Source organism: Wenxinia marina DSM 24838 (genome assembly GCF_000379485.1).
In the GTDB taxonomy this organism is placed as follows: Bacteria; Pseudomonadota; Alphaproteobacteria; order Rhodobacterales; family Rhodobacteraceae; genus Wenxinia; species Wenxinia marina.
In genome coordinates this window covers 78,232-98,843 of record NZ_KB902281.1, presented here as the reverse complement: position 1 = coordinate 98,843, position 20,612 = coordinate 78,232, and the positions used below count along the sequence as shown (strand labels likewise).

Genomic DNA, 20,612 nt, shown 5'->3' with positions numbered 1-20,612 from the left:
GCAAAGGGTTTTCGGAAGACCGCCCGCCCGGCGCCGACCCCTTGCGGCTGCGTCGCAAAGCTGGTGAGGTTGCGCACAACCCCGAGACACCCCGAGTGAAGATGGACATCCAGCCGCAGACCGTCGAGGTGAAGACCGCGGGGCTTCGGCCGCGACGGTTCGTGTTCGTCCTTCTCGAGAACTTCACGATGCTGAGCTTCGCCTGCGCGGTGGAATCGCTGCGGATCGCGAACCGGATGGGCGGCCAGCAGCTCTACTCCTGGGTGACGGCGGTCGAGGGCGGCGGCATGGTCACCTGCTCCAACGGCACGACCTTCACGGCCGACATGGATCTGGACGAGCTGGAGCGCGAGGACACGGTCATGGTCTGCGGCGGCATCGACGTCCAGGCCGCGACGACCCGGCGGATCCTCAACTGGCTGCGGCGCGAGGCGCGGCGCGGCGTGACGATGGCGGGCCTGTGCACCGCGGGCTACACGCTGGCGCGGGCGGGCCTGCTGGACGGCAAGAAGGCGACGATTCACTGGGAGAACCAGGACAGCTTCGCCGAGGAATTCGAGGACGTGAAGCTGACCAAGTCGGTCTTCGTCGTCGACGGCAACCGGATCACCACCGCGGGCGGCACCGCCTCCATCGACCTGATGCTGAAGCTGATCGCGGACGACCACGGCGAGGACCTCGCCAACGCGGTCGCCGACCAGCTGATCTATTCCTCAATCCGCACCGACCAGGACACCCAGCGGCTGTCGACGCCGACGCGGATCGGCGTGCGCCATCCCAAGCTGTCGACCGTGGTGCAGAAGATGGAGCAGGCGATCGAGGACCCGATCTCGCCCGCGACGCTGGCGCACGAAGTCGGAATGTCGACGCGGCAGCTGGAGCGGCTGTTCCGCCGCTACCTCAACCGCTCGCCCAAGCGCTACTACATGGAGCTGCGGCTGCAGAAGGCGCGGAACCTGCTGATGCAGACCGACATGAGCGTCATCAACGTGGCGCTCGCCTGCGGCTTCACCTCGCCGTCGCACTTCTCGAAATGCTACCGGGCGCACTACGACACGACGCCCTACCGCGAGCGGGGCAGCCACGCGGCGCGGCTGTCGATCTAGCGCGGGTCCTGCAGGCTGTCGGGGTTCGGGCCGTAATCCTCGGCGAAATCCTCGTGCAGCCAGCGCAGGGCGCTGAGCGACGGGTGGCGAGCGTAGGTGTCGCTCTGCCTGTCGATCGGCACGTCCGCCGCGCGGTCGAAGGCGCCGATCGAGACGCCGACGACGTCGTCGCCGTCGCCTTCGTAACTGAGCGCGGTGCCGCAGGACGGGCAGAAGCGGCGCTCCACGTTGGTCGAGCTGCGGAACGTCGCGGACGGGCCGGACCAGACGAGCTCCGCGCGCGCGATGCCGACGAGGGCGGCGAACAGGCTGCCCGTAGCCCTCTGGCACATGCGGCAGTGGCAGAGGTGCCCCGCCTCGTGCAGCCGCTCGGCGCGGAAGCGGACCTTGCCGCACTGACAGCCGCCCTCCCACGGACCATCCGGCAGCGTCATGCCTTCCTCGTCCATTTCCCCGCCTCCTGTGCCCAGTACTGCCCTTCCAGCCCGCCGCCCGTCAGCTCGCGCCACTGGTGGCGGGCGCGCTCCACTGCCGCCGGCTCGATCCCGTCGAAGAGAACGCAGACCCGCTCCAGCGCCGCACCCTCCTCTGCCGTCACGTCCGCGCCGTCCACCGCCATGACGCAGGCGGGCCTGTTCGCCGCCGCGCCGCCCGAGGTGAGCAACACCGGCTGCAGCGCGTCGTGCGGCCCGCCCGCCAGCCCGTGCGGCAGGAACGACTCCTCCGGCCCGGTCCAGAGCGCGCGGTCCAGCCGCTCCATCATCCCCTCGTCGCGGCCCCGCACCTCCACCCGCCAGCCCTGCCCCAGCGCCCGCGGCAGCAGCGTCAGCAGCGCCGCCTCCAGCGGGCTCTCGGTCAGGTGGTAGAAGTAGGCCGCGCCCATGACTCTCAGCCCGTCTCGAACCGGTCGCGCACCAGCCGGTCGAGGGTCAGGACGCCCCAGCCGGTCGCGCCCTTGGGGGCGAGGTCGCGGCCGGACTTCGCCGTCGCGGTGCCGGCGATGTCGAGATGCACCCAAGGGACGTCGTCCTTCACGAAGCGCCGCAGCAGCTGCGCTGCGGTGATCGAGCCGGCGGGCCGGCCGCCCGAGTTCTTCATGTCGGCCAGCGGCGTGTCGATCAGCTTGTCGTAGGCCGGTCCCATCGGCAGCCGCCACGCGCCCTCGCCCTCGGCATCCGCAGCGGCGAACAGCGCGCCGGCGAAGGCGTCGTCGTTCGAGAACACGCCCGTCATCTCGTTGCCGAGGGCGACGACCACTGCACCGGTCAGCGTGGCGAGGTCGACGAGGGCGGCGGGTTTGTAGGTCTCCTGCGCGTACCAGAGCACGTCGGCGAGCACGAGGCGGCCCTCGGCGTCGGTGTTCACCACCTCGATCGTGTCGCCCTTCATCGAGGTGACGATGTCGCCGGGCCGCGTCGCGGTGCCGGAGGGCATGTTCTCGACCAGCCCGACGAGGCCGACGACGTTGGCCTTCGCCTTGCGCAGCGCGAGCGCCCGCATGACGCCCGCGACGGTGCCGGCGCCGCCCATGTCGGAGGTCATGTCCTCCATCCCCGCGGCGGGCTTCAGCGAGATGCCGCCGGTGTCGAAGACCACGCCCTTGCCGCAGAGCGCCAGCGGCGCCTCGCCCTCGGCCCCGCCGCGCCACTCCATCACGACGACCTTGGACGGGCTCGCGGACCCCTGCCCCACCGCCAGCAGCGCGCCCATGCCGAGCTCGGCGAGGCGGTCCTCCTCCAGCACCTCGACCTTGAGGCCGACGTCGGACAGGGCCGACAGGCGGTCCGCGAACTCGGTCGTCGTCAGGACGTTGGCGGGGGCGTTGACGAGGTCGCGGGTGAAATGGACGCCCTCGGCCAGGGCCCGGACGGCGGTCAGGTCCGGCTCGGCGTCGGTCCACAACTCGATGGCGCCTGTCTCCTCGGACTTCTTCGTGCGGTGGGCGTCGTAGGCATAGGCGCGCAGGAGCGCGCCCAGGGCGATCTCCGCCCCCGCCTTCGACCGGCCGAGATGGATCAGCAGGTCGCCCTTGCCCCGCTTCGCGGCGAGGTTCGCGCCGGCCCTGCGGGCGGCGTCGGCGTCCGCCTTCGGCGACAGCTTGGCCACGAGCACCGCCTCGGCGGCGAGGCCGGCGGGGAAGGCCAGCTCGGCCACGTCGCCGTCCTTCATCCCGTCCCACTTCGTGCTGGCAAGGAGGCGCTTCACCGCGCCCTTCGTCAGCCCGTCCAGCCGCCGCGCCAGAGCGTCCGGCCGGCCGTCGGGCGGCAGGACGAGGGCGATCCGGCCCTCGCGCCCGGCGAGGGCGGCGGCATCGGGGGCGGCGACGGTGAGCGCGGGAACGGGCATTCGGGACCTCTCGTTGGGCGGAAGCGCGCCCTTGGTAGCCCCCGCACCGGCCGAAGGGAAGTTTCCCCCGCCGGCCGGATCGGGTAGCGTCCCGCCGGGCCCGCCTCCGGGCCCGGGCGGAGGCGCATGGGACGATTCGACCGATACGTGCTGTCGCAGCTTCTGTGGCTGTTCGGCCTGTCGGCGCTGGTCCTGATCATGGTCTACTGGATCAACCGCGCGGTCGGCCTGTTCGACCAGATCATCTCGGACGGCCAGGGCATCGGCGTGTTCCTCGAGCTGACGGTCCTCGCCCTGCCGCAGCTGATCGGCATCGTCGTGCCGATCTCGACCGTGATCGCGGCGATCTACGTCACAAACCGCCTCACCGCCGAGAGCGAGCTGACCGTGGTCCGCGCGACCGGCTTCTCGCCCTGGCGGCTGGCGCGGCCGTTCGCGGTGTTCGGACTGATGATCGCGCTCGTCATGTCGGTGCTGACGCACGTCCTGATCCCCGCCGCCGCCGCGCGGCTCGCCGACCGGCAGGACGAGATCGCCGAGAACGCGACGGCGCGCCTCCTGCGCGAGGGGCAGTTCCTGGCGCCGGTCGAGGGGATGACGATCTACATCCGCGACGTGACCCCCGACGGCGAGATCCGCGACCTGTTCCTCGCCGACACGCGCGAGCCCGAGGCGCAGATCACCTACACCGCGACCCGCGCCTTCCTGGTGCGGACAGACGCCGGCCCGCAGCTGGTGATGATCGACGGCATGGTGCAGACGCTGTCCGCGGCGACCGGGCGCCTCGGCGTCACCACGTTCGAGGAGCTGGCCTACGACGTCGCGTCCCTTCTCCCCTCGGGCGGCGACGCGGCGCGGCGCCCCCGCGAGGTGCCGACGCCCGAGCTGCTGACCGCCGGGCCGGACCTGCAGGCCGAGACCGGGTGGACCGAGGGCGAACTGGTCGCCGAGGGGCACGAGAGGATCGCTGACGCGCTGCTCGCCTGCGTGGGGGCGCTGATCGGCTTCGCGGCGCTGATCGTCGGCGGGTTCAGCCGGTTCGGCGTCTGGCGGCAGATCCTCCTCGCCATCGGGCTGACCGTCGTGGTGAAGGGGCTGGAGGGCTGGGTGACGAGCGTGGTCGCCGGCGCGGCGGGGCGCTGGCCGCTGCTCTACCTGCCGACCGCGACCGGGGCCGCCATGGTCCTCGTCCTGCTGACCATCGCCGCGCGGCCCGAACTGCTGCGGCGCCGCCCGCGGCGGGAGGCGGCGGCGTGATCCTGTTCCGCTACCTCGCCCGCCGCTACCTGATGACGTTCCTCGGCACGCTCGGCGTGTTCGTGACGATCCTGCTCTTCGTGAACCTGATCGAGCAGGCCCGCCGCTTCGGCGGCGAGGAGACCGGCCTCGGCGCGCTGCTCGGTCTCTCCGCCCTCGACATCCCCGGGGCGCTGTACCGCATCCTGCCGCTCGTCGTGGTGATCGCGACGCTGTTCCTCTTCTTCTCGCTGTCGCGCTCGTCCGAGCTGGTGGTGACGCGTGCCGCCGGCCGCTCGGCGCTGCGGGCGCTCACCGGGCCGCTCCTCGTCACGGTCCTGATCGGGGCAGTCGCGGTCGCGGCGCTGAATCCGATCGTCGCGGTCACGGCGCGCGAATACGACGCCCGGGTGGCGACGATCCGCGGCGAGGACAGCGCCCTCGGCCTCGACGCCGGCGGGCTGTGGCTGCGTCAGGGCGGCGCCGGCGGGCAGACGGTGATCAACGCGGCGCGGACCAACCAGGACGGCACGGTCCTGTGGGACGCCACCTTCCTGACCTTCGCCGAGGAGAGCGGCGACCGCGGCGGCCCGGTGCAACGCATCGCGGCGGCGCGGGCGATCCTCGGGGAGGGGGGCTGGACGCTTTACGACGCGAAGGTCTGGCCGCTGGGCGGTGGCGCGGTCCCCGAAGCGCTGGCCGAGGAACATCCGCGCCTCACTCTGCCCTCGACGCTGACCTCGGACCAGATCCGCGACAGCTTCGGCGACCCGGCGACGATCCCGGTCTGGGAACTGCCCGCCTTCATCGAGCGTCTGCGCGCCGCCGGCTTCGCCGCCCGCCGCCACGAGGTCGCGCTGCAGACCGAGCTGGCCTCGCCCGCCTTCCTGGTCGCGATGATGCTGATCGGCGCGGCCTTCACGATGCGCCACCACCGCGCCGGGCGCACCGGGGTGATGGTCCTGTCGGCCATGCTCGTCTGCTTCGGCGTCTACTTCCTGCGCAACTTCGCCACCGTTCTCGGCGAGAACGGCGAGATCCCGGCCGCGCTCGCCGCGTGGGCGCCGCCGGCCGCCGCCATCGCCCTGACGCTGGGGGTCATCCTGCACCTGGAGGACGGGTGAGGGGCCTGCTCGTCCTCCTGCTCGCGCTCTGGCCCGCGCTGGCCTCGGCGCAGGGCACCGCGAGCCTCGTCGCCGACAGCGTCACGGTGGACGCCGCCGGCCGGCTGATCGCCGAGGGCAACGTCGAGGCCTTCTACGACGGCTCCCGCCTGTCGGCGGCGCGGATCGTCTACGACCAGGCCGCCGACCGGCTGAGCATCGACGGGCCGATCTTCCTGCAGGGGCCGGACGGCGAGATCGTGACGGCCGAGCGGGCCGAACTGGACCCGCGGCTGGAGAACGGCCTCCTGCGCGGGGCGCGGCTGGTGCTGGAGCGGCAGCTTCAGCTGACCGCCGGGCGGATCGACCGGATCGACGGGCGCTACTCGGCGCTGACCCGCACCGCAGCCACCGCCTGCCAGGTCTGCGACGGCCGGGCTCCCCTGTGGGAGATCCGCGCGGCCCAGGTCGTGCATGACGAGGTGGAACGGCAGCTCTACTTCGAGAATGCCACCTTCCTGATCCGCGGCGTGCCGGTCCTGTGGATCCCCGCGATGCGCCTGCCCGACCCGACGGTGGAGCGGGCGACGGGCCTGCTGGTGCCGCGGATCCGCACGACCGACCGGCTGGGCCTCGGCATCAAGCTGCCCTACTTCGTCACCCTCGGCCCGTCGCGGGATCTCACCCTGACGCCGTACCTGTCGCGCGAGACGACGAGTGTCGAGGCCCGCTACCGCGAGGCGTGGCTGTCGGGCGAGATCGAGGCGACGGGCGCGGTCAGCCGCGACAGCCTGCGGCCCGGCGAGGTGCGCGGCTACCTGTTCGCCGACGGGGAATGGCGGCTCGCGCCCGGCCGGACGCTGACCTTCGGCCTCGAGGCGTCGAGCGACCCCGACTACCTCACCGACTACGGCATCTCGGACCGGGACCGCCTGACCTCGTTCGTCGGCTACGCCGCAGTGACGGCGGACAGCCTGGCCGAGGCGCACCTCGCCTACCACCGCACCTTCCGCGAGGACGAGGTGGACGGCGCCCTGCCGCCCTGGGAGGGGCGGGCGGCTTACGAGCGGCGCATGGCCGCGTTCGGCGGCACGCTGACCTTCGGCGGAGCGGCCGAGGCGCTGCTGCGCACCACGGACGGAACCGGCGACCTCGCCCGCGACGTCGCCCGCGCCGGCGCCTTCGCCGGCTGGCAGCGGCAGGCGATCCTGCCCGCCGGCTTCGTCCTCAGCGGCGGCGGCTCGGTGGAGCTGGGCTTCTACCGGATCGCGGACGATCCGGCCTTCGACCGGACCGTCACCCGCGTCACCCCGGCGGTGCAGGCCACCCTGCGCTGGCCGCTGATCGCACGAGGGACCGGCGGCACCGCGCACCTGCTGGAGCCGCTGCTCGCGGTCGCCTGGTCGACCAACCGCGGCGGCGCGGTGCCGAACGAGGACAGCGCGGTGGTGGAATTCGACGAGGGCAACCTCGACGCCCTCACCCGCTACCCGGGCGAGGATGCGCGCGAGGACGGCGCTCGGGTGGCCGTGGGCCTGTCCTACACGCTGATCGCCGCGGACGGGACCGAGCTCGGCCTCACGGCGGGCCGGATCTACCGGGCGGAGGCGGATACCGGCTTCGACCTCGCCTCGGGCCTCAACGGGCTGTCGTCGGACTGGCTGCTGTCGGCGCGACTGGACCTGCCGCTGGGCATCACGGCGCGGGCGCGGACGGTGTTCGACGATGACCTGGAGTTCGACAAGACCGAGGCCCGCCTCGCCTGGGCCTCGCCGACGGTCGATCTTTCCGCGACATACGTCTACCTGCCGGTCGCCCGGTCCGAGGGGCGCGAGGAGTCGATCGCCGAATGGACCGTCGACGGCCGCTGGCAGGTGACGCCGAGCTGGTCGCTCGCCGCGGAAGGGCGCTACGACCTGTCGGACGCGCGGCCGGTCACCGCCGGGTTCGGCGTCGGCTGGCGCAACGAGTGCGTCGAGGTGGACGTTTCGATCTCCCGCAGCTACACGTCCGGAGAAGAGCAGGACCCGACCACGGACTTCGGTCTGGAGGTCAGTCTCCTCGGTTTTTCGGCCGAGGGCGTGGGGGCCGTGCCGCCCGGCCGGTGCAGGAACTGACCGGGGCTGAAGCGGGGGCGGGAGAAGGCGGATGGCGATGCGGACAGCATTCTTCGGGCTGGTTCTGGGGCTTGCGGGCGCCTTCGGCCTGCCGGCCGCGGCGCAGAGCCCGTTCTCGGCCGCGATCCACGTCGGCGACCGCGCCGTCACCTACTACGAGATCGAGCAGCGCCAGCGCCTCCTCGACCTGTTCGGCACCCGCGGCGACCTGCCCCGCCTCGCGCGTGAGCAGCTGATCGACGATCGCGTGCGCGAGCAGGAGTTCGCCCGCGTCGGCCTGTCCATCACCGAGGAGGGCCTGCAGAACGCCCTCGTCGACTTCGCCGCCCGCGCCGACCGCACCCTGCCCGAGTTCCTCGCCATCCTCGCCGAGGCGGGCGTCGAGGAAGAGACGTTCCGGGACTACGTCCGCATCAACGTCAGCTGGCGCGACTACATCCGCGCCCGGTTCGAGGACCGAGCGCAGGTGACGGAATCCGACATCGACCAGGTCCTCGCGACGCAGGGCACGCGCGAGGCCAGTATCGAGGTTCTGCTGAGCGAGATCATCATCCCCGCCCCGCCGCAGCGCGCGGCCGAGGCCCGGGGGATCGCCGCACAGATCACCCGCGTCACCTCGACCGGCGCGTTCGAGGCGGCGGCGCGGGAATATTCCGCCCTGCCCTCGCGCGAGCAGGGCGGCCGGCTCGACTGGCTGCCGATCGACCGCTACCCGGCGCCGCTGCAGCCGCTGATCCTGGATCTCGCGCCCGGCGAAGTGTCAGAGCCCATCGAGATCCCGAACGGGATCGCGCTGTTCCAGCTGCGCGACGTGCGCGAGGTGGTGAGCGCGCCGCAGACGCCCGACCTCCTCGACTACGCCATCGTCGGCCTGCCCGGCGGACGCTCGGTCGAGGGGTTGCAGCAGGCCGCCCTGCTGCGCGGCCGGATCGAGACCTGCGAGGATCTCTGGCCGATCGCCCGCGAGGAGCTGGGCGAGAACCAGTTCCAGCGGACCGAGACCGCGCCGGCCGACATCCCTTCCGACATCGCGCTGGAGCTGGCCAAGCTCGACCCCGGCGAGGTGTCCACGGCGCTGACCTCGCCCGACGGGCAGACGCTGGTCTTCCTGATGCTGTGCCAGCGCCGGAACGCCGGCGCCGCCGCGGCGGACCGCGACTCGGTGCGGGCGCAGCTGCGGAACCAGCAGCTGACCAGCCTCGCCGACGCGCTCCTCGCCGACCTGCGCGCCAACGCGGCCATCCGGGTCGAATGAGCGTCGTCATCTCCTGCGGCGAGCCCGCGGGGGTCGGGCCGGAGGTCGCGGCGAAGGCGTGGGCGGCGCTCGCGGCCGAGATCGCCCTCACCTGGATCGGCGACCCCCGCCACCTGCCGGCCGGCACGCCGGTCCGCGAGGTGTCGGCGCCCGTCTCCGCGCCCTCGCCGGACGCCCTGCCCGTCCTCGCCCGCGACTTCGGCCCCCCTGCCGTACCCGGCACGCCCAACCCCGCCCACGCGCCCGGGGTCGTCGCCGCCATCGAGGAGGGCGTCGCCCTCGTCCGTTCGGGCGCGGCGTCCGCCCTCTGTACCGCGCCGATCCACAAGGCGGCGCTGATCGACGGCGCGGCCTTCGCCTACCCCGGCCATACCGAGTTCCTCGCCGCGCTGGCGGGGGTGGAGCGGGTGGTGATGATGCTCGCCTGCGACGCGCTGAAGGTGGTGCCGGCGACCATCCACATTCCCTTGGCCGAAGTGCCGGAGGCGCTGACGGCGGATCTGTTGAGCGAGACGATCCGCATCACCGCAGCCAGCCTCACCCGCGATTTCGGCGTCGCCCGTCCCCGGATCGCCGTCGCCGGCCTCAACCCGCATGCGGGCGAGGCGGGCAAGATCGGCGGCGAGGAGCTGGCGGTGATGATCCCGGCGCTGGAGGCGCTGCGGGGCGAGGGCCTCGACGTCACCGGCCCCCTGCCCGCCGACACGATGTTCCACGCCGCCGCCCGCTCGCGCTACGACGCCGCCGTCTGCGCCTATCATGACCAGGCGCTGATCCCGATCAAGACGATCGACTTCGCCGGCGGCGTGAACGTGACGCTGGGCCTGCCCTTCGTGCGAACCTCGCCCGACCACGGCACCGCCTTCGACATCGCCGGCCGCGGCGTGGCGGACCCCACGTCGATGATCGCCGCGCTCCGCATGGCGGCGGCGATGGCGGCAGCGCGGGCTCGGAGGCCGCGATGAGCGTGGAGGACCTGCCGCCGCTCTCCCACGTGATCGCGGCGCACGGCCTGTCGGCGAAGAAGGCGCTGGGCCAGAACTTCCTGCTGGACCTCAACCTGACGGCCAAGATCGCGCGGATGGCCGGCGACCTGACCGCCTGCGACGTGCTGGAGATCGGCCCCGGCCCCGGCGGCCTGACGCGGGGGTTGCTGGCCGAGGGGGCGCGCCGCGTGCTGGCGATCGAGAAGGACGCCCGCTGCCTGCCCGCGCTGGCCGAGATCGCCGCCGCGGCGCCGGGGCGGCTGGAGGTGATCCACGGCGACGCGCTCGACGTCGATCCGCTGGCGCACCTGACGCCGCCGATCCGGGTGGCGGCGAACCTGCCCTACAATGTCGGGACCGAGCTGCTGGTCCGCTGGCTGACGCCGCCGGACTGGCCGCCGTACTGGCAGAGCCTGACGCTGATGTTCCAGAAGGAAGTGGCGGAGCGGATCGTGGCGCGGCCGGGATCGAAGTCCTACGGGCGTCTCGCGATCCTGGCGCAATGGCGCACCGACGCGCGGATCGCCATGACGCTGCCGGCGCGGGCCTTCACGCCGGCACCCAAGGTCGACTCGGCGGTCGTCCACCTGACCGCCCTGCCCGCGCCCCGCTACCCGGCCGATCCCGTAGTCCTGTCCCGCGTCGTGGCGGCGGCGTTCAACCAGCGGCGCAAGATGCTGCGGGCGTCCCTTCGCGGCCTGGCGCCCGACATCGAGGACCGGCTGGTCTCGGTCGGCATCGCACCCACCGACCGGGCGGAGCAGGTGGACCTTGAGCGGTTCTGCGCGCTGGCACGGGCGGTGGCCGGGACCTGAGGCCGGCGGCCACGGGGGGTGTCCCCCCTACCGATCACGGCGGACCGGGATTGGCGCCTGCATGACAGTCACGACACCGGGAGATCGGCAGGCGGCTGCGGCTGTCCCGCTTCCCCACGAAAAAGGCCCCCGGAGGGGCCCATGTCGTCACTCGGCGGCTTCGGCCGGGTTGCCCTGCTGCGGTCCGTCGCCGCCGCTCTCGTCGCCGCCCTTGTTGCGGGGACGGCGCGGACGGCGCGGCTTGCGGCCACCCTCTTCGGCGGACGGGGGCTGGGCGCCCTGATCGGCGGACTGGTCGCTGCCGCCGTCCTGCGGACGATCGCCCCGATCGTTCTGGCCCCGATCGTTCTGGCCCCGGTCGCTCCGGTCATTCTGGTTCCGGCCGCCCGACTGGTCGGCGCGCGCCTCGGGCGTCTCCACGAGGCCGCTGTCGCTGCCCTCGTCGTCGCCGCCCGACGATCCGTCCTCCTGCGCCTTCAGGCGCGCCGCACGCTCGCGGTCGCGGTCCGCCTGGCGCTGGCGGTTCTGTTCTTCCTGGTCCTCGCGCTGCTTGTCGATCTCCTTCTGCGCCTCGGCGAGCATCCTGAGGTAATGCTCGGCGTGCTGCGCGAAGTTCTCGGCGGCCACGCGGTCCCCCGCGAGCTGGGCATCGCGGTGGAGCTGGGTGTATTTCTCGATGATCTGCTGGGGCGTACCGCGCACCTTGCCGTCCGGGCCCGACGAGTCGAACACACGGTTGACGATGTTGCCGCCCGAGGGACGGTTGTTGCGGTTCTTGTTGCCCCGCGACCGTGACTTGGATGATCTCATGTGGCTCTTCGTTCGGCCTGAAGGTTGGTCTTGTCCGGGTCCGCTGCGCCGTGGTCGTGGCGCGCTGGAGGAACCGCGGGATGATCTGGCGACCTGCCTCGCGGGGAGGGCGCGGCTGCGTCCTCACCCGTCGTGCAAGTCCGACTAAACATGCGGGGGGCGCGGTGACAAGAGGCAACGCCCGAAAAAACCGCCCGACCACGCGGATCAGTGCCTAGAACGGCACGTCCGGCGCGACTTCGGCCCCGATGACGCGGTCCCGGCCGTCGAGATCGCGGATCCGCCGCACCTCGGTGAAACCGGCGCGGTGGGCCAGGTCGACGACGGCCGCCCCCTGCCCCGCCCCGATCTCGAGGATCAGCCGGCCACCCGGGACCAGCCGCTGTGGCGCGCCCGACAGGATCGTGCGGTAGGCGCCGAGGCCGTCGGCCTCGTCCGTCAGCGCCCCGCGCGGCTCCCACTCGCGAACCTCGGGCTCCAGCCCGGCCATCTCGGCGGCCGCGATGTAGGGCGGGTTGGAGACGATGAGGTCGAAGCTCCCGGTGACGCCGGCCCACCAGTCGGTGTGGACGATGCGCGCTCGGTCGCCCATGCCGAGGCGGCGGGCGTTCTCCTCGGCAACGTCGCAGGCCGGGCCGGAGACGTCGGTGCCGACGCCGCGGCTGCCCTCCATCTCCGCGAGCAATGTCAGCAGGATGCAGCCCGACCCGGTGCCGAGGTCGAGCACCGTCTCGAACGGCGCGGCCAGCGCCGCCTCGATCAGCACTTCCGTCTCCGGACGCGGGTCGAGGACATCGGCGGTCACGAGGAACTCGCGGCCGTAGAACATCCGCCGGCCGGTGATCTGCGCCACCGGCTCGCGCGCGGCGCGGCGGGAAATCAGCGCCTCGTAAGCGGCGGCGACCGCATCCGGGACCGCCTCGGGCAGGTGCAGCGTCAGGCGGTCCGGCGCGATCCCGAGCGCGTGGGCGAGCAGCCGGCGCGCGTCGAGGGCCGCGTCGGGGACGCCCGCCTCGCCCAGCCGGCGGACGGCGGCGACGAGAAGGGCCGACCCGGTCACGCCCCCGCCTCGGCAAGCAGCGCCGCCTGCGCCTCTGCCGTCAGCGCGTCGATCACGCCGTCGAGGTCGCCGTTCATCACCTCTCCGAGGGAATAGAGCGTGAGGCCGATCCGGTGGTCCGTCAGTCGCCCCTGCGGGAAGTTGTAGGTGCGGATCCGCTCGGACCGGTCGCCGGTGCCGACCTGGGCGCGCCGGTCGGCGGAGCGTTCGGACTGCGCGCGGCTCCGTTCCAGATCGAAGAGGCGCGCGCGCAGCACCTCCATCGCGATCTCGCGGTTGCGGTGCTGGGACTTCTGCGACGAGGTGACGACGATGCCGGTCGGCAGGTGCGTGATCCGCACCGCCGAATCGGTGGTGTTCACGTGCTGTCCGCCGGCGCCGGACGCCCGCATCGTGTCGATGCGGATGTCGCCCGGGTCGATCGCCACGTCCACCGCCTCGGCCTCGGGCAGGACTGCGACGGTGGCGGCCGAGGTGTGGATGCGGCCGCCCGATTCGGTCTCGGGCACGCGCTGGACCCGGTGCACGCCGCTCTCGAACTTCAGCCGGGCGAAGACGTTCTCGCCCTCGATCCGGGCGATCAGCTCGCGGATGCCGCCGAGCTCGGTCGCCTGCTCCTCCACGATGTCGAACCGCCAGCCGCGGGCGTCGGCGTAGCGCTGGTACATGCGCAGCAGGTCCGCGGCGAAGAGCGCCGCCTCCTCGCCGCCGGTGCCGGGGCGGATCTCCAGGATCGCGGGGCGGGCATCCGCGGCGTCCTTCGGCAGGAGGGCGAGGCGCACGGCCTGCTCGGCCTCTTCCAGCCGCTCGCGGAGCGCCGGCAGCTCCTCCTCGGCGAGAGCCCGCATCTCGGGGTCGGCGCGCATCGCCTCGGCATCCGCGATCTCGGCGACGAGCGCGCGGTAGCCGGCGACGGTGTCGGCGACCGGCTTCAGCTCGGCATATTCGCGGCTGAGCTTCGCGATCTCGTCCGCGGACGGACCGGCGTTCAGCCGCGCCTCGAGATACTCGAAGCGGCCGGTGATCTGGTCGAGGGTGTCGGACGCGATCATCGGCCGTGCATCGCGCGCCGCCGGTCCGGGGTCAAGCCAGCCCTGCCGCGTCCAGCCAGCGTGTGACCCGCTCCCGGTTCACGCCCATGTCGCCCTTGCCGAAGCGCAGGCGGCCATGCACGGCTAGGTTCCCCGCCTCGTCGATCCAGGCGGTCGTATAGTCCGGAAACCCCCACAGGCGCGAGCGACTGATCCACGTCACCATGCCCTCCTTCGGCGAACCGGCCGCACGGTGCGTCCGCGGCTCGGCCTCCGCCACCCTGGCGAGGCGGGCCAGCGCGTCCGGCGGCGCCGGCCGCCGCACCTCGAACCCGCCCTCCGCGGGGTAGTCGCCGACCGGCCGCGGCGGGCCGGCCACGTGGAAGCGCGCCGCGTCCTCCGGCGCGAGGCGGACCCAGCCACCGAGACCGGCGAGCACGGCGACGGGGAGGGCGAACCAGCCGATCATCGGAACGGCACTCCCGGCAGGATGGACAGCATCTCGAACATCAGGTTCGCCGCCGTGAGCGCGGTGGTGCCCGCCATGTCGTAGGGCGGCGAGACCTCCACGAGGTCGCAGCCGACGATGGTCAGGCCGTGCAGCCCGCGGATCAGCTCCATCGCCTGCGGCGTCGTCAGCCCGGCGATCTCGGGCGTGCCGGTGCCGGGCGCGAAGGCCGGGTCGAGGCTGTCGATGTCGAAGCTGATGTAGACCGGCGCGTCGCCGATCTGCTCGCGGATTTCGGCGGCCAGCGGCTTCAGGCTCTGGTGCCACAGCTGCTGCGCCTGCCGGATGTGGAAGCCCCAGCCCGCCGCCTCGCGGAAATCATCGGCGGAGTAGCCGGTGCCTCGCAGCCCGATCTGCCAGGTCTTTCGCGGATCTACGAGCCCTTCCTCACGCGCCCGCCGGAACACCGTGCCGTGGCATTCGCGCATCCCGAACATCTCGTCGTTGATGTCGGCATGGGCGTCCACGTGAACCAGCGCCACGGGGCCATGTACCTTCGCCACGGCCCGCAGGACCGGCAGCGTCAGCGTGTGATCCCCGCCCAGGGTCAACGGAATCAGCGGGTGGCGCAGGATGCGATCGTAGCTGTTCTCGACGATGCGGATCGTCTCGGACAGGGAGAAGGTGTTGATCGCGACATCCCCGAGATCGGCGAGGTTGAGCCCGTCGAACGGCGCGGCGCCGGTCTGCACGTTGTAGGGCCGGATCATCGCCGACTGCTCGCGGATCTGCTTCGGCCCGAACCGGGTGCCCGAGCGCCACGAGGTGCCGATATCCATCGGCACGCCGATGAGTGCGGCGTCGAGGCCCGCGGGATCCTGCGCCTCGGGCAGCCGCATGAAGGTCTGCGGCCCGGAGAACCGGGCGAGGTCGTTGCCGGATATCGGCTGGTTCGTCATCCCGGTCCCCCTGTCCAGGCGGCAGGTGCCACCATCGGCGGCCTCTCTTCCAGCCCCCACAGCCCGGCCACCCAGTCCCCGACGCGGCGGGCGTTCACGCCCCAGTCGAACGCGCCGTAGCGTTGCCGTGCGACGATGCAGAGGCCGGTGACCTCGCCCCAGTTTCGCAGGGCCGCGCTGGTATAGTCGGGAAAGCCCACGATCCGGCTGCGCGTCTGCCAGGTGACGGGGCCGCCCTCCTCCCCCGCGATCCGCCGCGTGCCCCGCCACGCCTCCGCGATGGCGCCGAGCCGGACGAGGTCGGCCTCCGTCGCTTCGGCGAAGTGACGCGTTCCCGGCTCGGGGCAGAACACCGCCGCCGCCTCCGGCGGCGTGAAGTCCGGCGCGCCGGGATCGAGGGCCCAGGCTCCGGCATCCGTGGGGGCGAACCGGATGGCGAGCGCCACCACCGCGAAGAGCACCAGCGGCACCCGCCACAGCCACGGGCGTCGCCGCATCAGCCGCCCTGCCCGCGCCGCGGCCAGAGGAGCAGGCACATCAGCTCGGTCGCGACATGCGCCCCGGCGACGGCGGTGATCCCGGCCGGGTCGTAGGGCGGCGAGACCTCGACCACGTCGCCGCCGACGAAGTTGATGCCGGCGAGATCGCGCAGGATCGCCGCCGCCTGCCAGCTGGCGAGCCCGCCCCAGACCGGCGTGCCGGTGCCGGGCGCGAAGGCGGGATCGAGGCAGTCGATGTCGAAGGACAGGTAGGAGGCGCCGTCCCCCAGCCGCTCGCGCACCCTGGCCGCCACATGGGCGGCGCCGCGCTCGTGCACCGTGCGCGCATCGACGAACTCCACCCCGAGATAATCGTCCGTCACTGTCCGGATGCCCACCTGGATCGACCGCGCCGGATCGACGAGCCCTTCCTTCACCGCGGTGTAGAGGAACGTCCCGTGATCGATCCGCCGCCCGTCGCCCGAGGGCCAGAGGTCGGAATGCGCATCGAACTGCACCACGCCCAGCGGCCCGTGCGTCGCGGCGTGGGCCCGCAGCAGCGGCAGCGTCACCGAATGGTCCCCGCCCAGCGTCAGCATCCGCGCCCCCGCGCCGAGGATCGCGCCCGCGTGCGCCTCGATCGCCGCGGGGACCGAGGCGACGTCGGCGTAGTCGAACGCCATGTCGCCGTAGTCGGCCACCGCGAACTCCTCCAGCGGGTCGAACCCGTCCCAGCCGTAGGGCGGATCGTAGGGCTGCAGCGCCGACGCCTCCCGGATCGCCCGCGGCCCGAACCGCGCGCCGGGCCGGTTCGTCACCGCCTGGTCGAACGGCACGCCGGTCACGGCGAGATCGACGCCCGCCAGATCCTTGGTGTAGCGCCGCCGCAGGAACGACGTCGCCCCCGCGAACGTGTTCTCGAACGACCGCCCCTTCAGGTCCTCCCGCGTGAAGGCGTGGTCCACCTGCCGGCCCGCATCCTCCAGCGCCATCAGGCGACCCTCACCCCGTCGCGGACCAGCTCGTCCGCCACCCGCCGCAGCGCCCGGCCGAGCGTATCGGCGACCCGCAGCGCGTCATCGGACGTCATCACCAGCGGCGGCGACATCACGTTCATGTGCCCGATCGGCCGGACCAGCAGCCCGTCCGCCTCGCAGGCGTCCGAGACTCGCTTGCCGATGTTCACCTCGTCGGGGAATGTCCGCCCCGTCGCCTTGTCGGCCACGTTGTCGATGCAAATCATCAGCCGGCGCCCCCGCACCTCGCCCACCGTCGGCATCTCGGCGAGGCCGAAGCACGCCTCCTCGAACACCGCGCCGACCTCCTCGACATGCGCGAGGATCTCCTCCCGCTCCATGATCCCGATCACCTCCAGCGCCGCCCGGCAGGCGACCGGGTGGCCGGAATAGGTGAAGCCCGACGTGAACCACCGCGCCCCGCCCTCGGCCATCGCCTGCCAGATGCGGTCCGAAAATATGACGGCGCCGAGCGGCAGATAACCCGACGTCAGCCCCTTGGCGCAGGTGATGATGTCGGGCACCACACCGAACTCCGCCTCGGAGGCGAACCAGTGGCCGATCCGCCCGAACGCCGTCACCACCTCGTCCGCGACGAAGAGGATTCCGTTCCGCCGGCAGACCTCCGCCATCCGGCGCAGGTAGTCCTTGGGCGGCACTATCACGCCGCCCGAGGCCTGGATCGGCTCGGCGAAGAAGGCGGCGATCCGCTCGGCGCCCACCTCTTCGATCTTCGCCTCGAACTCGGCGACCAGCCAGTCCGTGAAGGCCGCCTCGGCCATCCCGTCCGGCGCGGTGCGCAGATGCGGGCAGGTCACGTGGTGGATGCCCTCGGTCCGGTACAGGAACTCCGGCACCCGGTCGCCGTCGCGCTTGCCGATCGACTGCCCGATGTAGGTGGAGCCGTGGTAGCTGTTCTCCCGCGCGATCACGTGGGTCCGCCCCGGCTCGCCCCGGGCCGCGTGGTAGTAGCGCGCCATCCGCCAGGCGGTGTCGACGGCGGTGGAGCCGCAGGTGGTGAAGTGCACCCTGTTCAGGTCCCCCGGGGCCAGCGCCGCCAGCTTCGCCGCCAGCCGCGCCGACGGCGGGTTCGCCATGTCCACGAACGAGTTGGAGAAGGCGAGCGTCCGCACCTGGTCGGCGATCGCGTCCGCCAGATCGGCGCGCCCCAGGCCGAGATTGGTGCACCACATGCCCCCCACGGCGTCGAAGTACCGACGCCCCTCCGCGTCCCACAGCCAGCACCCCTCTCCCCGCTCGATCACGAGCGAGCCCTCGGCCTCGAACGGGCCGAAATTGGTCCAGGGGTGCAGGACGTGGGCGCGGTCGAGCGCCCAGTCGGAGGGGGTGCCGTCGGCGGACATGGAACCTCGCAGGGGTCGTTCAGGGGTGCCGGTCAGTCTAGCCGCCCCGGCCGGCCCGGCAAGACCGCCCTCCTCCCTCTCATCGAGCCATAAATATCCTCAGGGGGAGTCCGGCGTCAGCCGGACGGGGGCGGAACGCCCCCCCCGAACGCAAGGGAATGCGCCGGCAGGCGCACAATCGGATCGCCCAATCAGACCGGAAGCGCACGCTCCACCAGCCGGGCGAAGAAGGACGCCCCGTAAGGCGCCGTCCTGTCGTCGAAATCGTATTTCGGATGGTGCAGCCCGGCGCTGTCGCCGTTGCCGAGGAACAGGTACGCGCCGGGCCGCGCCTCCAGCATGTAGGCGAAATCCTCGGCCCCCATCTCCGGCCCCGCCTCGGCGTCCACCGAGACGCCCACCTCCCGCGCCACCTCGGCGGCGAAGGCGGCGCGGCCGGGCTCGTTGATCGTGGCCGGATACTCGACGTTGTAGCGCAGATCCGCCGTGACGCCGTAGGCGGCCGCCTGCCCCTCCACGATCTCCGCCAGCCGGCGCTGCACCATCGCCTGCACGGCGCGGTCGAAGGTGCGGACGGTGCCGTTGATGTAGGCGGTCTCGGGGACGATGTTGTCTGCGCTTCCGGTGTGGATCTGCGTGACCGAGATCACCAGCGCGTCATCCGCCCGGTGGTTGCGGCTGACGATGGTCTGGATCGCCTGCACCACGCCGCAGGCCGCGACGATCGGATCGACCGCATCGTGCGGCATCGCGCCGTGCCCGCCCTTGCCGGTCAGAGTGATATCGAACGTGTCGACCGCCGCCATGATCGGCCCCGGATTGGTGTAGAACGCGCCGACCGGCGTGCCGGGGGCGTTGTGCAGGGCATAGACCTCGTCGATGCCGAAGCGCTCCATCACCCCCTCCTGCACCATCACGTTCGCGCCGCCGCCATGTTCCTCCGCCGGCTGGAAGATCAGCGCCACCGTGCCCGCGAAGTTGCGCGTCTCGGCGAGGTAGCGGGCGGCGCCCAGCAGCATCACGGTATGCCCGTCATGGCCGCAGGCATGCATCCGGCCCGGCACTTCGGACGCATGCTCCGCCCCCGTCAGTTCATCCATCGGCAGCGCGTCCATGTCGGCCCGCAGCCCGACGGTCCCCCCCTCGGCCCGGCCGCGGATCAGCGCCACGACACCGCTGGTCGCGATCCCCTCGTGGATCTCGTCCACGCCGAACTCCCGCAGGCGCTCGGCGACGAAGGCGGCGGTCCCGTGGCAGTCGAACTTCAGCTCCGGCCGGCGGTGCAGCGCCCGGCGCCACGCGGTCAGGTCGTCCTCGAACGACGCGATGCGATTGAGGACGGGCATGGCATGGACTCCGGGCGGCCAGGGCGACAGGTTGCGGGCGCAGCATCGGGGAGAACGGGGCCGAATGAAAGAGAGCGTCGACATCGTCCACGACCGCTCCGGCGGCGCCGCCCGGCAGGTGGAGCGGCTGGCCGCGATCATGGCGCGCCTGCGCGATCCGGTGGCGGGGTGTCCGTGGGACGTGGAGCAGGATTTTGCGACCATCGCCCCCTACACGATCGAGGAGGCCTACGAGGTCGCCGACGCGATCGAGCGGCAGGCCTGGGACGAGCTGAAGGGCGAGCTGGGGGACCTGCTGTTCCAGTCGGTCTTCCATGCGCAGATGGCGGACGAAGCGGGGCATTTCGACCTCGCCGACGTGGCGCGGGGAATCGCGGACAAGATGGTGGCGCGCCATCCCCACGTCTTCGGCGAGGAGAGCCGGGACAAGTCGGCCGAGCAGCAGACCCGCGACTGGGAGGCGGTGAAGGCCGCCGAGCGCGCGGCGAAGGGCGCGGGCGGCGTGCTGGACGACGTGGCCGTGGGCCTGCCGGCGCTCCTGCGGGCGGTGAAGCTGCAGAAGCGGGCGGCGCGGGTCGGGTTCGACTGGCCGGAGGTGGGCCAGGTGCTGGACAAGCTGGCCGAGGAGGCGGCGGAGCTGGTCGAGGCGCGGGACCGGCTGACGCCCGACGCGGTGGAGGAGGAGATGGGCGATCTGCTCTTCGTCTGCGCCAACCTCGCCCGGCATCTGGGGGTGGAACCGGAGGCGGCGCTGCGCCGCGCGAACGGGAAATTCGTGCGCCGGTTTCGGGCGATAGAGGCCGAATTTGCCGCGCGGGGGAAGCGGCCCGAGGACAGCGACCTGGCCGAGATGGACGCGATCTGGAACGAGGTGAGGGCACGGGACAAGGGCGCGCGGAGTTAGGCGCGCTCCCCGACCTTAACCCGCTCCCCCGCGCCTCACCGGCATGCCGGTTCCGGTTCCCCCGTGCAGGTGAAGGACCGGGGCGGCCCTCAGGCAAACCCGCCCCGGGCCTGGCCCGGGGCCGCGCTGCCCCGCTGGCAGGGGCGCTCCTGTTGCACGGGGGCCTTATCGGGATCGTGGTGAACTCGGGGGAAAACCCGCCCCGGGCTTGATCCGGGGCCTCGCCGGCAA

General features: G+C 72.4%; 20 protein-coding genes. 8 read left to right on the top strand and 12 right to left on the bottom strand.

The genetic code is table 11. The annotated features are described in order from the left end of the window. Positions 1–101: 101 nt before the first annotated feature. Positions 102–1,106, top strand: coding sequence for a GlxA family transcriptional regulator (locus tag A37W_RS0105945; protein ID WP_026198326.1), 1,005 nt, complete (start codon positions 102–104; stop codon positions 1,104–1,106). On the opposite strand, the gene A37W_RS21065 is transcribed toward A37W_RS0105945, so the two are convergent. Genes A37W_RS21065 through A37W_RS0105930 form a run of 3 tightly spaced genes read right to left on the bottom strand, consistent with a single transcriptional unit; the run spans position 1,103 to position 3,452 of the window. Beyond that, positions 1,103–1,555, bottom strand: coding sequence for a GFA family protein (locus A37W_RS21065; RefSeq protein WP_018302110.1), 453 nt, complete (start codon positions 1,553–1,555; stop codon positions 1,103–1,105). The two genes, A37W_RS0105945 and A37W_RS21065, sit on opposite strands and share 4 nt — an antisense overlap. Beyond that, positions 1,537–1,989 carry a DNA polymerase III subunit chi gene (locus tag A37W_RS0105935; protein WP_018302109.1) on the bottom strand — a complete coding sequence of 151 codons (453 nt, stop codon included), beginning with the start codon at positions 1,987–1,989 and terminating at the stop codon, positions 1,537–1,539. Before A37W_RS0105935 ends, A37W_RS21065 begins: the two co-directional genes overlap by 19 nt. A 5-nt stretch (positions 1,990–1,994) precedes the next feature. Next, complete coding sequence (locus A37W_RS0105930; protein WP_018302108.1) at positions 1,995–3,452, bottom strand: leucyl aminopeptidase; 1,458 nt, start codon at positions 3,450–3,452, stop codon at positions 1,995–1,997. Positions 3,453–3,578: 126 nt separating this feature from the next. On the opposite strand from A37W_RS0105930, the gene lptF reads away from it, so the two are divergent. The 6 genes from lptF to rsmA are packed head-to-tail and all read left to right on the top strand — an operon-like array spanning position 3,579 to position 10,964. After that, complete coding sequence (lptF, locus tag A37W_RS0105925; RefSeq protein ID WP_018302107.1) at positions 3,579–4,709, top strand: LPS export ABC transporter permease LptF; 1,131 nt, start codon at positions 3,579–3,581, stop codon at positions 4,707–4,709. Continuing rightward, positions 4,706–5,812: an LPS export ABC transporter permease LptG gene (gene lptG, locus A37W_RS0105920; protein ID WP_018302106.1), complete on the top strand. Its 1,107-nt coding sequence runs from the start codon at positions 4,706–4,708 to the stop codon at positions 5,810–5,812. Before lptF ends, lptG begins: the two co-directional genes overlap by 4 nt. Next, the gene (locus A37W_RS0105915) at positions 5,809–7,908 is read left to right on the top strand and encodes an LPS-assembly protein LptD (RefSeq protein WP_018302105.1); all 2,100 of its coding nucleotides are present in this window, start codon (positions 5,809–5,811) and stop codon (positions 7,906–7,908) included. Before lptG ends, A37W_RS0105915 begins: the two co-directional genes overlap by 4 nt. A 37-nt stretch (positions 7,909–7,945) precedes the next feature. Beyond that, a complete protein-coding gene (locus tag A37W_RS0105910) occupies positions 7,946–9,163 on the top strand; it encodes a peptidylprolyl isomerase (protein WP_047772394.1) in 1,218 nt (405 codons plus the stop codon). Continuing rightward, positions 9,160–10,128, top strand: coding sequence for a 4-hydroxythreonine-4-phosphate dehydrogenase PdxA (pdxA, locus tag A37W_RS0105905; protein WP_018302103.1), 969 nt, complete (start codon positions 9,160–9,162; stop codon positions 10,126–10,128). The genes A37W_RS0105910 and pdxA overlap by 4 nt, the downstream gene beginning before the upstream one ends. Further along, positions 10,125–10,964 carry a 16S rRNA (adenine(1518)-N(6)/adenine(1519)-N(6))-dimethyltransferase RsmA gene (rsmA, locus tag A37W_RS0105900; RefSeq protein ID WP_018302102.1) on the top strand — a complete coding sequence of 280 codons (840 nt, stop codon included), beginning with the start codon at positions 10,125–10,127 and terminating at the stop codon, positions 10,962–10,964. Before pdxA ends, rsmA begins: the two co-directional genes overlap by 4 nt. Positions 10,965–11,111: 147 nt before the next feature. On the opposite strand, the gene A37W_RS0105895 is transcribed toward rsmA, so the two are convergent. The 9 genes from A37W_RS0105895 to A37W_RS0105855 form a co-directional block, all read right to left on the bottom strand. After that, entirely contained in the window at positions 11,112–11,774 is a 663-nt protein-coding gene (locus tag A37W_RS0105895; RefSeq protein WP_018302101.1) for a DUF4167 domain-containing protein, read from the bottom strand. Between the two features lie 214 nt (positions 11,775–11,988). Next, complete coding sequence (gene prmC, locus A37W_RS0105890; RefSeq protein ID WP_018302100.1) at positions 11,989–12,834, bottom strand: peptide chain release factor N(5)-glutamine methyltransferase; 846 nt, start codon at positions 12,832–12,834, stop codon at positions 11,989–11,991. Beyond that, a complete protein-coding gene (gene prfA / locus A37W_RS0105885) occupies positions 12,831–13,886 on the bottom strand; it encodes a peptide chain release factor 1 (protein WP_018302099.1) in 1,056 nt (351 codons plus the stop codon). Before prfA ends, prmC begins: the two co-directional genes overlap by 4 nt. Before the next feature lie 31 nt (positions 13,887–13,917). Further along, positions 13,918–14,334: a DUF1499 domain-containing protein gene (locus tag A37W_RS0105880; protein WP_018302098.1), complete on the bottom strand. Its 417-nt coding sequence runs from the start codon at positions 14,332–14,334 to the stop codon at positions 13,918–13,920. Continuing rightward, on the bottom strand, positions 14,331–15,272 hold the full coding sequence (gene speB, locus A37W_RS0105875) for an agmatinase (RefSeq protein WP_018302097.1): 942 nt from the start codon (positions 15,270–15,272) through the stop codon (positions 14,331–14,333). Before speB (A37W_RS0105875) ends, A37W_RS0105880 begins: the two co-directional genes overlap by 4 nt. After that, entirely contained in the window at positions 15,269–15,769 is a 501-nt protein-coding gene (locus tag A37W_RS22730; protein WP_018302096.1) for a DUF1499 domain-containing protein, read from the bottom strand. Before A37W_RS22730 ends, speB (A37W_RS0105875) begins: the two co-directional genes overlap by 4 nt. Continuing rightward, a complete protein-coding gene (speB, locus tag A37W_RS0105865; protein ID WP_018302095.1) occupies positions 15,769–16,743 on the bottom strand; it encodes an agmatinase in 975 nt (324 codons plus the stop codon). Before speB (A37W_RS0105865) ends, A37W_RS22730 begins: the two co-directional genes overlap by 1 nt. After that, the gene (locus tag A37W_RS0105860; RefSeq protein WP_018302094.1) at positions 16,743–18,131 is read right to left on the bottom strand and encodes an aminotransferase; all 1,389 of its coding nucleotides are present in this window, start codon (positions 18,129–18,131) and stop codon (positions 16,743–16,745) included. The genes speB (A37W_RS0105865) and A37W_RS0105860 overlap by 1 nt, the downstream gene beginning before the upstream one ends. Positions 18,132–18,322: 191 nt before the next feature. Next, a complete protein-coding gene (locus tag A37W_RS0105855; RefSeq protein ID WP_018302093.1) occupies positions 18,323–19,477 on the bottom strand; it encodes a M20 aminoacylase family protein in 1,155 nt (384 codons plus the stop codon). A gap of 64 nt (positions 19,478–19,541) precedes the next feature. Between A37W_RS0105855 and mazG the strand changes: the two genes are divergently transcribed. Further along, positions 19,542–20,381 carry a nucleoside triphosphate pyrophosphohydrolase gene (gene mazG / locus A37W_RS0105850; protein ID WP_018302092.1) on the top strand — a complete coding sequence of 280 codons (840 nt, stop codon included), beginning with the start codon at positions 19,542–19,544 and terminating at the stop codon, positions 20,379–20,381. Positions 20,382–20,612 lie beyond the last annotated feature (231 nt).